Origin of the sequence: Streptomyces sp. NPDC018019, from assembly GCF_044327805.1 — a bacterium.
In the GTDB taxonomy this organism is placed as follows: Bacteria; Actinomycetota; Actinomycetes; order Streptomycetales; family Streptomycetaceae; genus Streptomyces.
In genome coordinates, this window is record NZ_JBIRGD010000002.1 from 261,698 (window position 1) to 276,746 (window position 15,049).

The 15,049-nt window shown below is 68.4% G+C and carries 10 protein-coding genes; 3 read left to right on the forward strand and 7 right to left on the reverse strand.

From position 1 onward, the window contains the following. Positions 1-80: 80 nt before the first annotated feature. Positions 81-776 (forward strand): EthD family reductase, encoded by a 696-nt coding sequence (locus tag ACH4FX_RS04375; protein ID WP_398475007.1) that lies wholly within the window; start codon positions 81-83, stop codon positions 774-776. A gap of 286 nt (positions 777-1,062) precedes the next feature. After that, positions 1,063-2,286 (forward strand): MFS transporter, encoded by a 1,224-nt coding sequence (locus tag ACH4FX_RS04380; RefSeq protein WP_398475009.1) that lies wholly within the window; start codon positions 1,063-1,065, stop codon positions 2,284-2,286. Between the two features lie 29 nt (positions 2,287-2,315). Here ACH4FX_RS04380 and ACH4FX_RS04385 read toward each other — a convergent pair whose 3' ends face one another. The 5 genes from ACH4FX_RS04385 to ACH4FX_RS04405 all read right to left on the reverse strand — a co-directional run bounded on the left by ACH4FX_RS04385 (position 2,316) and on the right by ACH4FX_RS04405 (position 11,118). After that, positions 2,316-3,077 (reverse strand): SDR family NAD(P)-dependent oxidoreductase, encoded by a 762-nt coding sequence (locus ACH4FX_RS04385; RefSeq protein ID WP_398475011.1) that lies wholly within the window; start codon positions 3,075-3,077, stop codon positions 2,316-2,318. A 65-nt stretch (positions 3,078-3,142) separates the two neighbouring features. Further along, positions 3,143-4,690 (reverse strand): GMC family oxidoreductase, encoded by a 1,548-nt coding sequence (locus tag ACH4FX_RS04390; RefSeq protein WP_398475012.1) that lies wholly within the window; start codon positions 4,688-4,690, stop codon positions 3,143-3,145. Positions 4,691-4,822: 132 nt separating this feature from the next. Beyond that, on the reverse strand, positions 4,823-6,712 hold the full coding sequence (locus ACH4FX_RS04395; protein WP_398475014.1) for an alpha/beta fold hydrolase: 1,890 nt from the start codon (positions 6,710-6,712) through the stop codon (positions 4,823-4,825). A gap of 698 nt (positions 6,713-7,410) precedes the next feature. Continuing rightward, the gene (locus ACH4FX_RS04400; protein WP_398475016.1) at positions 7,411-8,469 is read right to left on the reverse strand and encodes a ParB/RepB/Spo0J family partition protein; all 1,059 of its coding nucleotides are present in this window, start codon (positions 8,467-8,469) and stop codon (positions 7,411-7,413) included. Positions 8,470-9,498: 1,029 nt separating this feature from the next. Further along, positions 9,499-11,118: an MFS transporter gene (locus ACH4FX_RS04405; RefSeq protein WP_398475018.1), complete on the reverse strand. Its 1,620-nt coding sequence runs from the start codon at positions 11,116-11,118 to the stop codon at positions 9,499-9,501. Between the two features lie 500 nt (positions 11,119-11,618). Here ACH4FX_RS04405 and ACH4FX_RS04410 point away from each other — a divergent pair, with 500 nt between their 5' ends. Beyond that, positions 11,619-12,086 carry a MarR family winged helix-turn-helix transcriptional regulator gene (locus tag ACH4FX_RS04410; protein ID WP_398475020.1) on the forward strand — a complete coding sequence of 156 codons (468 nt, stop codon included), beginning with the start codon at positions 11,619-11,621 and terminating at the stop codon, positions 12,084-12,086. Here the strand turns inward: ACH4FX_RS04410 and ACH4FX_RS04415 are convergent. Both ACH4FX_RS04415 and ACH4FX_RS04420 read right to left on the reverse strand, forming a co-directional pair. Beyond that, positions 12,064-13,182 (reverse strand): acyltransferase family protein, encoded by a 1,119-nt coding sequence (locus ACH4FX_RS04415; protein WP_398475022.1) that lies wholly within the window; start codon positions 13,180-13,182, stop codon positions 12,064-12,066. The two genes, ACH4FX_RS04410 and ACH4FX_RS04415, sit on opposite strands and share 23 nt — an antisense overlap. Before the next feature lie 645 nt (positions 13,183-13,827). Then, positions 13,828-14,937, reverse strand: a complete 1,110-nt coding sequence (locus ACH4FX_RS04420) for an IS701 family transposase (RefSeq protein ID WP_398475024.1) — start codon at positions 14,935-14,937, stop codon at positions 13,828-13,830. Positions 14,938-15,049: the final 112 nt, after the last annotated feature.

Genomic DNA, 15,049 nt, shown 5'->3' on the forward strand with positions numbered 1-15,049 from the left:
CCCGACGACGGGGCCTCCGGCGCGCCACGGCCAGAAATCCTGGCGCAGGGAACAACAGACCTCAGCCATCGGAGACGACCATGATCCATCAGCTTATCTTCGCCTATCCCAAGCCGGGACTCACCGAAGAAGAGTTCCACCGGTATTGGATCGATGTCCACGCGACCCGCTACGCCAGCAAGATCCCGCACATCCAGCAGTACAGCGTGGGCACCCGTATTCCGCTGCCCGGCGATTCCGGGGACCCGCAGTGGTGCGGCGTCGCCGAGATATGGCTGCCGGACGAGGAGCGGCAGCTCGCCTCCTTGCAGACCCCGGAATTCCTCGACGGCGCACGGGCCGACGAACCCCGGTGGGCGGCCTTCTGGCGCACCCTCGGCCTCGACACCGACCCGCACATCGTCCTCCCCGGCCCGCCGCGCACCGACCGGGCCCCGGAAGCCAAGCTCTTCCTCCTGACCAAGCGCCGGGAGGGCATGCCTCTGGCGGACTTCCGCGAGCACAGCAGGAGCCGGCACGCCGGCCTGGCCCTTCAGGTTCCGGGGCTGATCCGGTACCGGCAGGGCTTCACCCGCGACCCCCTCTACGCCGTCGGGGAAGCACCGCTGGACTGCGTCCACCAGTTCAGCTTCGCCGACGTGCCCACCCTCCACGCCGCTCTGCGCTCCGCGGAGTTCCACCGCGTACAAGAGGACCTGGGCACCTTCACCAACCCGCGCTACGTACACACCTTCGCCGCGCAGGAGAACTGGATCACCGGGCCCTACTTCGTCTGACCTCTCCGTGCGGAGCGGGCCCGGCCCGCTCCGCACCCGGCGAGCGGACGTCGTGCCCGGCCGGAGCGCAACTGCTGCGCTGTCTCCGCTTGACACACGAGGGCGGCCGCTGGGGACAATCGATGGCCCGATCAGCTCGTCGGTCTGCGGAAACCCGCCGGAGCCGCTCCCGGGAACCGGCTCCGGCGTGCCTGTGGACGGACTCCCCCGCGCGATCCGACGCCCGTGCCCGGTTGTAGGCGGCCGGCAGCCCTTGACCACCTCCGCTCGGAAGGTTTCCCGCACCATGCCTCTGGCCCTGCTCGCCCTGGCGATCTCGACCTTCGGGTTCGGTACCACCGAATGCGTCGTGATGGGGCTGATGCCCGACATCGCCGGCGACCTGGGCACTTCGGTACCCACCACCGGGAACCTCGTCTCCGCGTACGCCATCGGCGTGGTCATCGGCGCACCGCTGCTCACCGCCCTGGGCGCCCGTATCCCGCGGAAGCGGATGATGCTCGCGCTCATGGCGCTCTTCATCCTCGGCAACCTCGCCTCCACACTCGCGCCCGGCTTCGGCACCCTCCTCGCGGGACGGGTGCTGGCCGGGCTGCCGCACGGCACCTTCTTCGGTCTGGGCGCGGTGGTGGCCGCCCGGCTGGTGCCCGAGAACCGCCGCGCCCGGGCCGTCGCCGTGATGTTCCTCGGCCTGACGGTGTCCAACATCCTGGGTGTGCCCGTGGGCACCGCGATCGGCCAGCACCTCGGCTGGCGCACCACCTTCCTCATCGTCACCGCCATCGGCCTGCTGGCCATGGCCGCGCTCGCGCTGCTCATCCCCCAGCTCCCCCATGAGGGACAGCCCGGCCTCGGCCATGAGCTGCGCGCCCTGTGGAACGGCCAGGTGCTGCTCGGGCTGCTCACCGCCGTCTGCGGATTCGGCGGCGTGTTCACCGTCTTCAGCTATCTCGCCTCGCTCACCACCCAGGTGACGGGGCTGCCGGAGTCCGCGACGAGCTGGGTGATGGCCCTGTTCGGCATCGGTATGACCCTCGGCGCCCTCGCCGCGGGCCCGCTGACCGACCGGGCGTTGCGCCCCACCCTCTACGGGATGCTCGCCGCCCTCGCGGTGGCGCTGCTGGTCTTCCCCCTCGCGCTGCACCACACCTGGCCGACGCTGGTCATGGTGGTGGTGCTGGGCGCCGTCGGCTTCGGGTCGGTCACACCGATCCAGGTGCTGGTGATGACCAAGGCGCACAACGCGCCCACGCTCGCCTCCGCCTCCAACCAGTCCGCCTTCAACCTGGCCAACGCGGGCGGCGCGTGGCTCGGCGGCGCGGTGGTCTCGGCCGGCTTCGGCTGGGCCTCCACCGCCGTAGCCGGTGCGGTCCTTACCCTGCTCGGCCTCTTCATCGCGCTGCTGGCAGGTTTCCTGGACCGCGGCCGCACCGGCTCCCTCTCCCGGACGGCTGTCCGCGTCGAGGAACGGGCCGCCGGCGCCACCGCCGCGCCCGCGCACCGGGAATGACGCCGGCAGGGTGCCGGCGTGTCGGCCGGTCATTGGGCGAGATATCCACCGTCCACGGGCAGAACGACGCCCGTGATGAAAGAAGCGGCGTCCGAGGCGAGAAACGCGATGGCTTCCGCCACTTCACGAGGTTCGCCCAGCCGCTGCATCGGGTGAATGCGCTCGATTTCGGCGAGCCGGTCCGCGCCACCCGGCTCCTCGGCCAGTCGGCGCACCCATTCGGTACGTGTGGTGCTCGGCGCCACCGCGTTGACCCTGATGCCGTGCGCCGCCCACTCGATGGCGAGGTGCATGGTCAGTCCGGACGCCACGAACTTCGCCGGTCCGTAGGTGGCTTGTCCGGCCTGGCCGGCCATTCCCGAAATCGAGGAAAGGCAGACGATCGAACCGCCGCCGCCCCTGTTCATCTCCTCGATCGCGTACTTGCAGGTCAAGAACATGCCCCGGCCGTCGACCCGCATCACGTGGTCCCAGTCGTCCGCTGTCGCGTCGGCGATGTTCACCATGGGGATCACGCCCGCGTTCGCGACCAGTACATCGAGACGCCCGAACCGATCGACGGCAGAACGCATCATGCGGCGCGCGTCGTCGGGTTCGGCCACGTCCCCGACCACGGTCTCGACCTGATGGCCATCCTTTGTCAATTCCCCGCCCAGCTCGTACAGCCCCGCTTCGTCCCAGTCCGTCGCCGTGACCAGAGCACCCATCTGCGCGAACAACGTCGCGGTGGCCCGCCCCAGCCCCTTGGCCGCACCGGTCACCACGCAGGACTTTCCCTTGAGATCGGCCACTGCTGTCTCCTCTCCATACACGGTTCCTGTGTCCGTCCCGCACTGCTCGTCGGCGCTCGCCGCGGTTATCCGAGCGGGGTGATATTCCGGATCAGATCTGCCGCCCGCTCGGCGATGGCGATCGTGGGCGCGTTCGGGTTGCAGAAGATGGTCGGCATCACCGAAGTGTCGATGACCCGTAGGCGTTCCGTTCCGATCACCCGCAGCTCTTCATCGACCACCGCGCCGATGGCGCAGGTTCCGGCCGGGTGAAAGGCCGTCGACGCGTACCGGCGTACGTATGCGCGGAGATCCCTTTCAGACTCCGATGCCGGGGCTTCCACCGGCGTCTTCACATACGGCGCCAGAGCCTTCTGCCGCGCGATGTGCAGCGACAGCCGCAGACTTGTCACCGCGAGCTCCAGGTCCTCCGGCTCCGAGAAGTAGTTGTGCTGGATCCTCGGTTTCGCCATGGGGTCGGCCGACAGCAGGCGCACCCGCCCTCGGCTCTGCACATCGAGGATGTCCGCCCCGAAGGAGATCGCGTGATGGCTTTGTGTGAGGCCGTCCTTGGTGAACATGGTCGGTGCCACGTGGAATTGCAGGTCGGGTGCTGCCACGCCGGGACGTGAGCGGACGAATCCGCCGGCCTCGGAGATGTTGGACGTCAGCGGTCCGGTGCCGTGCTGGAAGAACTGTTCGGTGTACCGGGGATCGGCAGCGGCGAGCAGGCTCACCGGCTCCGGGTGGGTGAACACCAGGAGGGCGTGCGGATGGTCGCTGAGATTCTGCCCGACCTCGGGCTGGTCGAGGACCACGGGTATCCCGTGTTCCCGCAAATGTTCCGCCGGCCCCACCCCCGACAGCATCAACAGCTGCGGTGAGTTGTACGCGCCCGCGGAGATGATGACTTCGCGCGCGGCTCGCAGCTCGACGACCTCGTCGCGGCGCAGCCCCTTGATCCCGGTTGCCTTGTTGCCTTCGAACAGGACCCGGTGCACCTGGAACCCGGTCTCCACCGTCAGGTTCGCCCGTTCCCTCGCCGGGCGGAGATAGGCCGTCGCGGCGCTACATCGTCGTCCCTTGGCCTGGGTGAGCTGGTAGAAGCCGAAACCGTCCTGGACCGGGCCGTTGAAGTCGTCGTTGGCCGGGTATCCCGCCTCGACAGCGGCTGCCACGAACGCTTCCGAACTCACGTTGGCGGAGCGCCGGTCGCACACCGACAGCGGGCCGCCCACGCCATGGTAATGAGAGGCGCCACGCTCGTTGTTCTCCGCGCGTTTGAAATACGGCAGGAGCTTGTCGAACTCCCAGTCCGGCCGCTTCCACTGGTCGTAGTAGGCGCGATGTCCGCGGCTGTAGATCATGGCGTTCATGGAGGTGGACCCGCCGATGACCCGTCCCCGCGGCAGGTTTATCTGCCGTCCGTCGCAGAACTCTTCCGCTTCCGACCGGTAATTCCAGTCGCAGGAACCGCCGAAGAGCCGCGGGAAGTATGCGGGGACATGGATATTGCAGCCTTCGTCCCCGAGCCCCGCCTCGATCAGGCACACCGTGACATCGCGGTCCTCACTCAGCCGTGCAGCCAGCACACAGCCGGCCGCACCGGCACCGACAATGATGTAGTCGTACACTTTGACTCCTCCTGTAGCCGACGGGCCGCTGATCAACGGCGGTTCCCGCGTGAAACAACAGCCGCGTGCGGGCATCTCCTTGGGCCGCTTGGCATCGCCGTGGGAAGATGAGCGCGGGAATTTTCCGGGGGATCAGGTCGTGTGTTGCAGGATCGCCGTCAGCACGTTCTCCCAGTCGTCGCGGGCCAGTTCGTGGCCGGCGTCTTCCAGCAGGAAGAGCTTGGCGTGCGGGATCTCCGTAGCAAGTGCCTCGGCGTGCGCGAGCTGGTACATCTCGTCCTGCGCCCCGTGGATCACCAGTGTGGGCACCTTTATCTCACCCAGCCGCGGCCGCCAGGATTCGCCTTGGTCCATGCCGAGGTGATTCTTCGTGGCGGGAAGCACGTCGGGGGCGCGGTCGAAGATGTCGCCGGCGCGGCTACGTCCGGCAGCCTCATCGAACTCGCGTGTACTGCTCGCCAGACATCGCTGGACCGCCACGAGGTGTTCTATCACCGCGTCCCTGTCCCCCCAGTCGGGTTCCGGGATGTCGTCGAGGGCGATGCTGAGCCGCAGGGTCGGGGACGGCAGGTCCGGATGGTGCGGGTCGGTGACACCCGGGCTCGACGACAGCAGCGTCAGCGAATTGACCCGGTCCGGAAAGGTCAGTGCGGCGATCTGGGCCAGCATGCCGCCCAGCGACATACCGACCAGGTGCGCGGTATTGATGTCGAGACAGTCCAGCAGGGCCGCGGTGTCCGCGGCGAGGTCCTGGAGCGTGTACGGCGGCTGCCCTGCCGGGTAACTGGTCGAACGGCCGGTGTCCCGCTGGTCGTAACGCACCACGTACCGGCCGCCGTCCGCCAGCCTCCGGCAGAATTCCTCGTCCCAGGCGAGCATCGAATCCGACGCGCCGGCGATGAGGAGTACCGCCGGGTCCGATGCCGCGCCGAACGTCTCGACACAGATTTCGACGTTGTCCGCCTGGACGATCTGCTCGTGCACGGGAGTCCTGTTCTCTGAAGGAGGGGCGGTGGCGGTGAAGATGTCGAGGGAGTCGATCAGAGCGGAGTACGCCGCGCGCTCTTCCCGGATTCCGTGGACGCTGCGGACGAAGTCCTGTCCGCGTCGGCCCAGCTGCTCCGCCCAGGCCGGGTCCTGGACGAGTCGCTGACCCTGCTTCTGGAATTCGCTCGGGGTGGAGAAGACCAGCCCCGTGTCCTCGTGACCGACGATGCAGGTGTTGCCGGGAATGTCACGGACGAGGACCGGGCACCGCAGGTCCATGGCTTCGAGCACGGCGTTGGGGCTGCACTCGCTCAGTGACGAATTGACCAGCGCTGTCGCCTCACGCATGGACGCATGCAGGTCCTCGGGAGGCAGGACGCCCGCGTAGTGGATTCCGCGGCTGCCCGCGATGCGCCGCATCACGATGTCCTCGAAATCCGGATCGTAGCTCGTTCCTGTGATGACGAGGTGGATGCGCGGGTCCTCCTGGTGCCATGCGCTGACTGGTCTGAAGAGGAACAGCGGGTCCTTTATCGGGCGCAGACCGGAAGGCAGCAGGAGCATCTTCGCGTCGGGGTCGAGTCCCAGTTTCTCCCGCAGCGAGAAGCCGGACGGCTTCGTCCAGACCGCTTGGGCGATGCGATGCACCTTGCCCGCTGTCTGCGGCCAGAGGGACAGACATCGCCGCAGGAAGTTCTCGTTGAGGGCGATGAGACCGGACGCCCGCTCCACCGCCTCGGTCATGACCGCGAGGTGCTCTTCCTCCATGGAGAACTCGTTGAGATCGGTACCCGCGAAGATCAGCAGGTACGGCAGGCCGAGTTCGAGGAACGCCTTCCCGCTGAACAGCGCATGGGTACCGATCAGCAGGTCGGTGTCGTTCTCCTTGGCCACCTGTCCCAGCCGGTGGGTGTCGTCCGGTGCGGGCACGAGGGTGACACGGTGGCCGCCGGCCGACAGGTGCGAGGCGATCCGGCGGATCGTCGTGTCGTTTCCGGACGGCCGGGGGCTGTGGAGCAGGGCGAGAATGTTCACGGCAACCCTCATCCTGTACATCGAGATTGGGCAGGCTTTTGACGTCGGCTGCTTCTTCCGCCGAAAAGGGCAGCCGTTCCCGGCCCGAGAACGGGCAGCTTGCTGCCGGCTGCGTTGACGCTTCGATAACCGCATTTCCTCGTACGGCAGGCGCCGCAAGCGTGTCGGTGCGATACCTGCTCGCGCGGGAAAGGGAAATTCCCAACGGGCCGACCGCGGCAGTAATTCCGTGACGACGCTGCACGCCAGAATAGCTCGCGCACAATTTGTGCGACCACTTTCCCGGCGGAAGTTGAACAGCACGGCACCGCGCCGGTTCCGATCTTCAGCCCGACTCGCCCTGCCTGCCCGCCCATTCGGCACGGAATACGGCAAGGCAGGAAAACTCCCCCACACCCTTCCTGCCCGCACGCCACAAGGCGGGCAGATCGGTCACGGCGGTGCCGTTCAACCTCGGGGATGGTGGACTTGAACGGAGAGAAGGGGTAAATTCGCGCGTTGCTCCGTCCCTGTGACCGCAGAGCCAAGGAGCCTCGCCGGCATGACATTTCCCCGGTATTCCGCGGACTGCTCCGCAGGCCGCAACGCGCAGACATGCGCAAGGCCGGCCGCTGGAGCGACCGGCCGGGCACGGCGGGAAAAGCGGTCATGGCCGGAGAGCAAACGGCGACCAGGACCGCGTATTCGAGGAAGCCTTTCTACTGGTCAGTCCCGGAGCGGCATTCCAGTGCTTCCGCGAAGTTGGACCATTGCTGGGAGAGGCCGTGGGCCGCCTCGATCACCAGGGCAGCGCAATGCGCCGGAATCCAGTCCACCACATTGCTGCATTTGTCGGCTCCGCTGATCTGTGCGCCCAGCCATGTGATCAGGCTGCGGCCGATGCCCCTCGACCGGAGCGACGGGTCCCTGCGCAGGCGCTCAAGGATCACCGTGGGCGGCCTCTTGCCGCTCCGCGCCGGTCCGGCGTCGGGCGAACCGGGCACCGTCGTGTGCTGCCGGCTCTCGTTCCGCAGCTGTTTGTCGGGAACGGGGCTGCGGCCTTGCGACAGCCGCTGGCGCACATCGCGCACCGTTGCCACCGAGATCCCTGCTTCTCTGGCGACCTCACGCAGCGAAGCGTGCGGATTGCCCCGGATCAGCTCGGCCGCACGCCGCCGCCCGTCCGCGGCGTTCAGCGGTCGCATCTTGCCGTCCCGCCCCAGCCGGGTGTTCAACTGATCAGTTTCATCAGTCGTACGCCGGCGGATCGCGCCTACGGTGGTGGCGGAGATGCCCGCGGTCCGGGCGACGGCCCGGTCCGACCAGTCCGGAAACAGGCTCAGCAGCCGGTGGGCCGCCGCGCTCCGGTCCGCCAGGGTGAGCGGGAGACCGTGCGTGATGTTCGCTCTCACTCCCCGTACGAACGCGTCCCCTTCGCTCCCGTCGAAGAAGTGCACGAGGATCTTCTCGTCGCCGCGTTGCCGGGCCGCCAGCACGCGGTGCTCCCCGTCGATCACCTGCAACGTGTCACGGTGCACGAGGATGGGCGGGAGCGTCCCCTCGAATTCCGCCAGGAAGTTGACGTGCCGTGGGTTCGGTCCGCCCAGCCTCGGGGAGTTCCCGCACACCAGGGAACGGATCTCGACGTACTCTGTCGGGGGAAGGCCGACGCCGTGGGAGGCCGTCGTCACGTTCTTCGCACCCTCGGCAAGTCCGGCGAAGTCCGGTGCATGGTTTTCACCGCTATAAGGCATTCTCTTCCCCCGACAGTCGATCAACGACCTGCTGTTGTCAGCCTGGTTGCTCCGGTTCCGGCACCCGCCGGCAGGTTTCCTCCTTCGTCGGCGCACCGTGACACGAGAGGCTCGCAGACAGCGGGACTACCGATTCCCTGTGTACGAAAAGCAGCCCGGAGGCATGCTCACGCGGATCCTCCGAGGTGAATATCTTCAGCGCACGAAACTCCGGGCCGGAAACGGCAGAGGGGTCAGCCGGACGGCCGGAAAAGCGACGGGTATAACGGCAGCTTCAGCACCCGGGCACCCGAAGGCGCTCCGGTCGGCTGACTTCTTTTTCCGCGTACCGCCCACGCACGCGTGCCGCCACCGCGGCAGCGCTCTTCACCGGCGCCGCCCCAGCTGTCCGTGGAGCGCAGCGCGTTCATCTCAGCTAACTACTGGAGAGAGAACCAGCTGCGCGAATCCCGGCTCGCGTCTGTCCGGGCGGCGGGGCGCTCTGTGCGTGGTACGCACGCAAAGGGTCGCCTTCGCTGCGAAGGCGACGCATTCGCTGACCAGGTCAGCGCGTGTGACATGCCGGTCCCTATGTCCGCACCGACCAAGGGGATTCGCCAGACCTGTGGCATCCGGCCGGGGTGCCACAAGCGGGAGCGCACCTGTGCGATGCGGGGAGACGGCTCGCGGACAACAGCCGTGCCGCCGTTTTCGCTGCCTCGGATGGGTGCGACAACACCTGTCGGTGCGCATCGGACCCACTAATTGCTCACACATTCCTGCCCCCTTGTTCAGAGACGAGTGAGCCCTGGCGCGACTCATTCCCGCCTGACCACCGGCCGACAGTTACATTCGCATGCCAACCAACTCCGACGATAATATTGACCGGCCATCACACACAACTGACGCTTCGTAAAATCGCCTTAAAGTCGTCCACCGCCCGGACTTGCCATTATCGTCCCCGTCCGGATCGCCCGAAAGGCCGACATCTCGTATGCCGGAATTTGCGCTGTCCGGCGACGGCGGGCCCGGTCCGCGAACCGGGCCCCGATGGTCGGCGGGGCACGGAGGGCCTCACCCGACGCCGCTCGGCTGCTGTGTCTGCTCGCCCTGAGGACCGGCGGCCGGCGACGGGTCGCCGGTGCCGTTCTCCGTGGCGGTCTTCCGCCGCTCGCGCAGCAGCAGCGCCACGACCGGTACGGCAACGGCGAACATGGCGAACAGGATCCACAGCACGGTGTGCAGGGCTCCGGTGTACGCGGCACCGGCCACCTCCGCGAACCCCTGCCGGGCCGTACCGGGAGGCACGCTCTTGACGAGTGTGTCCATGTCGCCCTGGTTCAGCAGGTTCGCGACCCTGCCGGGATCGTTCGCGTACGGACTGTCGAAGGAGCCCAGGCCGCTGCCGAGACCGCTGCGTGTGAAGCTGACCAGCAGCGAGCTGATCACCGCGATGGAGGCGGCCTCCCCGGCCAGTCGCATGGTGTTGAACATGCCCGCGGCCATCCCCGCACGCCCGGCCGGGACGCTGCTGACCGCGGCGCCGTCGAGCAGTCCGAAGGAGATGCCGGTGGCGATGCCGAGGCACAGCAGCGGTCCGAGGATGGTCCAGTGGGACGAGCCGGGTTCGATCACGGTCAGCCAGGCCGCACCGATCGCCATCAGCGCGATGGTGATGACGAGTTGCACCTTCGCCGGGATCCAGCGGGTGAGGAAGCCCGCGATGACCGGAAAGACCAGGGTCGCTCCGGTGAGCATGATCAGTGTCAGGCCGGCCTGCTGCGCGTCGAGGCCGTCCACCGCCGAGAAGTACGTGGGAAGCGCGACCAGCAGCGGGGTGAACCCGAAGACCACGACGACCGCCGTCAGGCACAGCGCCAGGAACTGCGGCTGGGCCAGCAGGCTCAGGTCGAACATCGGGTGCTCCTGGCGGCGTTCGATGGCGATGAACGCGACGAGCAGCACCGCCGCCGCCAGGAACGACCCCAGCACCAGCGCGCTGCCCCAGCCTGCCTGCGGTCCCTCGACCAGGCCGTAGATGAGCAGCAGCAGGGCGCCGGTGAAGGTGAAGGTGCCGCTCTTGTCGACCCGCCCGCCCGCGGGGTTGCGGGACTCGGGGATCCAGGGGGTCAGCGCGACGACCACGAAGGCGATCACGGCGGGGACCAGGAAGACGGCCCGCCAGCTGAAGTTGCCGACGAGCAGGCCCGCGACGGTCGGGCCCAGCGCGAGGCCGATGCCGGTGGTGGTGCCGAACGCGCCGAACGCGCGGGCGCGGGAGGGCCCTTCGAAGGCCTGGGCGAGCAGCGCGCTGCCGCTCGGCAGGGCAGCGGCGGCGCCGAGACCGGAGGCGGTCCGCGCGATGTCCAGCACGAGGATGTCCCCGGCCAGGGCGGAGACCAGCGCACCCACCGCGTACAGCCCGGTGCCGATCGCGAACATCCGGCGGCGGCCCACCAGGTCGGCGAGGGACCCGGCAGCGAGGACGAGGCAGCCGAAGGCGAGGTTGTAGCCGTTGATCGCCCACTGGAGCGAGGACAGCGAGGCGTGCAGTTCCGCCCCCATGCTGGGCAGCGCCACCGAGGTGCCGGCCATGGACAACGGCAGCAGCAGCGCCGACAGGCACGCGGACAGCAGAACGACCGCCGCCCGCCGTGGGGCGGTGGGCCGGGAAGTGCTGAGGGCTGAGGACATGAGATGCGCCGCCTCCGGAGCGGCGTGAGGCTTGCTCGTGGCACCTCACCGCCGGCCCCGCGTGATCACGGGGGAGCGGCACCGGCGGTGAGGTGCGGCCGGGATGTGCGTCCGGCCCGGTCACGGGCGGCGGACGGCAGGTGGGGACGGAGGAGCCAGGGCACGAGACACTATCAGGACTCTGATACAGATGACACCCCTGCCACAGCAGGCCGTGGCCCCGCCCGCGCACCGGCACACCGACCGGGTACACAGCTCGCAAAATCCCGGTAAACCGGTTGCGAGTCACCGCGTGACAGTGCTCGCCCTTCTGGCGGTAAACTGATTCAGACACGAACCCTGATACACGGACGAAGTGGCCGGAGTCGCCGGGGCCGTTCTGTGCGTCGTGACCCAGGTGGCCGAGCCCGGCGCCGGAAGCCCTGACCGAAATGCCGGGCCATGCGTGGTCAGCCCTGTTTCGATATAGAGTCCGACCGGACGAGCACGGAGAGCAGGACATGACACACACCCCAGCGGCAGATGCCCAGCGCTCAGGCCCGGCGGACTTCCACGACCGGACAGGGCATCTCATCAAGCGCGCCGAGCAGTACTTGATCAGCGAGAAGAGCCACGTCCTGCGCACCGTGGACCTGACGGTGCCGCAGTACGTGGCTCTCCTGGTGTTGCAGCGTCAGCCCGGCCTGTCCGGGGCGCAGTTGGCACGGGAGTGCATGGTCACGTCGCAGACGATGACCACGATTCTGAACAATCTTGAGACCAAGGGCCTGATCACCCGCACCACGTCGCAGGTGCATCAGAAGGTGCTGGTCTCCAGCCTGACGCGCGCGGGCCGGGCCTTGTTCAAGAAGGCCGACAAGCTGATCTGTTCGGTGGAGGGCAGGCTGGACGACGAGTTCAGCGAGGAGGAACGTCAGCAGCTGCACGCGCTTCTGGCGCGCGCCATCACCGCTCTCCGGCGCGGCTGAGGCGCTCCGTCCCCGCCCCGGGGCCGGGCGCCCGACGGGGACGGGCCCAGCGGCGCATCACGGGCCGCTCCACACACACCAGCAGCAGCCAGCCGAGACCCAGCGTGACGAGGAAGGACCCCAGGATCTCCGCCGTGGCGGCGACGGGGCCGTACACCTGACCGTTCATCAGGGCGGTCCGGGCGAAGTACAGCACCACGTAGTGGGCGAGGTAGAAGGCGAAGGAGACCTCACCGAGCCATTGCATGGAGCGGCTGCGCAGCACGGTCGGGGTGCCGTTGATGTCGGCCATGGCCACGGCGCAGATGAGGACCGCGACGGGCACGATGGTGGCGACGTTGAGGCCGTAGAGGAAGGGCACGGCCAGCGCGAGCGCGTAACCGGCCAGGACGAGCCCGGCGGCCGGCAGAATCCGGATCCTGGGGAAGCGGCCTTCCCGTACGAGACGCGCCAGCAGCATGCCGAGGACGAACTCGAAGAGGCGCAGCGGCGGGAAGTTGTAGCCGACCCACCATTGCCAGACCGTCACCGGGGTTCCGGGCGCCGGCGGGCCGGCCGGGGCCAGGAAGTCGGTGACCAGCTGTACGGCCACCATGCCGGCGACCATGGCCCCGGCCCACCACCACAGCCGGTCCCCCTTGATCTTCAGCAGCGGCCGGATGATGAAGGGGAAGAGCAGGTAGAACAGTAGCTCGCTGCAGAGTGACCAGGCAGGCTGATTGGCGCTCAGGTGGATGGCCGGGTCCGGGAACCAGGAGTGGATCAGGAAGAGGCTCGGCAGCCAGGCCCCGGGCGGGGTCACGGCGCCGGCGAAGAGCAGCATGGCCAGCGCCCAGGTGGCGAGGTGGTTGGGGAAGATCTTCAGCAGCCGGCGGCGCCAGAAGGCGGTGACGGTGTCCTGCGGTCTGGCCGACCAGGTCAGCACATAGCCGCTGAGGACGAAGAAGAAGCTCACCCCCATCCAGCCGGCCTTGCTGAAGAGCCAGTGGAAGCCCGCCGCGAGCCCCTCGTCCGCGAACGGATTCATCGGCATGTACGTCAGCGAGACGTGGAAGAGGAAGACCAGTGCCGCGGCGATGAACCGCAATCCGGTCAACGAGGGGAGTTTCGTACGGACTTGGCGCGCCGTGGCGGAGAGTTCGGACGGTGGTGTCACTGACATGGCTGTCTGTTGCCTCTCTGGGACAAGCCGCGCGATGGTGGCGGGCCTGCCCTCTAGTGCCGGACTGTTGTCCGCGGCCACGGCGCCGACGGCAGGGCGGTGCGCCACGGGCACAGGTGGGTGGTGAGGAGGAGCCGAGGGCGGCGGGGAGGGCGGAGTGTCGCGTCGCCGAACGCACCTCAAGGTCCAGCGCGGTCGTTCTCGTCGTCAGCCTGCTGTGCCCGCAGGGGCTGCGCGGGCCGGCCCGCCGTATGAGGGCGGACGAAAGGCGCGGGACAGGAAAGCGAAGGCTGGGGAATCCAGGAAGAGAGCCGCCGGACACGTCGACGACCTGGCTGAATATAGGGGTGCCGCAGACGGCCGACAACATGCTCTCGGTCACAACGCTTATGTCAACTTCCGCCATGAGCGCGGCTATGATTGCGCGTTGCGGTCAGGCCGTTCCGTATGGCCCGCCCCCTGCCGATTTCCCCCGGAACAGCCTCGGTCGACCGCGGTACCGCGCACAGAAAACACACCGTGCACACAGAAAACACACCATGCATGGAGCTCTGCCCGGAGTCGGGGCCGGTGCGGAATTCAGCGGGAGGCTTCACTGAGCTTCACCGTCGCGTAAGCAGCCGACGCCATCGTCATATGGCGGTGCCAGCCGCCGAAGGACCTGCCCTTGAAATCCTGCAGTCCGGTCCTGTTCCCCGTGCGGACGCTGTCCCGGGCCACCTGGGCGGCAAGTTGCGTGAGCCGGTACAACTCGGCCGCGGGGGTCCGTAACAGCGTGGTGACCCAATATTCGGCCGGTTGGTCCGGCCCCGTGCCCCACTGGGCGTACAGGGCCACCTTCGGGCCGGGGGCCTGCCCTCGCGGACGCGGCAGGACGGCCCGCGCGGTCACGGCCCGCACCCCGGGAGCGACCGTGCAGGCGGCGATCCGTGCCGCCTGCGGAGAGGCCAGGACGTGCTCGACGGGCATCGCCGCGTCGGAGACGGGCCACCCGGACGGAGCCGGCAGCCGCAGGGCGCACTCCCCCGCCAGGCTCACCATGACAGGCCGCTGCGGCGCCTCGAAGGTGCGCAGTACGCTCGCCGCCTCGTGTGCGCGGCCGTCCCACAGCACCGGAACGGAAGAGGCCCCGCACGCGACATCGAAGCGCACGACGGGCCCGGAAGGTCCCGGCCGGGACACCGATCCGTGCTGTTTCCGGGGCGACCGGTCCGCGGCGGGCACATGCAGGTACCAGTCGACCGGTACGTTGAGGGCATCCGTGGCGTACCAGAGACCGTGGGCCTGCTGTCCGTTCACCAACCGGCCGGCCGCGGGGAGGAAGCGGCGGTGCACCCCCGCCGAGCGCCGGCCTCTTTTGGGGATGAGCACGGGCCGGACCACCCAGGCCCGTGGGGCGGCGATGTCCGTCACGTACGCGGACAGGGCCGCGCGCACGGGACGCCAGTCCCAAGGCGCTTCGCTGATGAAATGGTGCAGCCGCTGGGCCGATCCGGAATCGCCGAGGGAGCGGGCGATGTTGGCGATGGATTTGCGTCCCGGGGCGGTGAGCAGGCCCCGCACATACTGAGCGCCTTTGATGTGGTGATCGGCGCGGGTGAAGGAGGCGAAGAGCCGCGGTTGCAGGTCGGCGAGCACCTCCTCCCACGGACGGGCGGGGGCGCCGGAGCCAAGGGTTGATGCATACATGACATACTCTCCACGGATTTCTGCCGTCGTCCGGCCGAACGGGCCGCACTCCGCCGGAGCGGCACCACCGCAGGACGATCCGCCGGATACGGCGTGGAGGGTCACCTCGTGG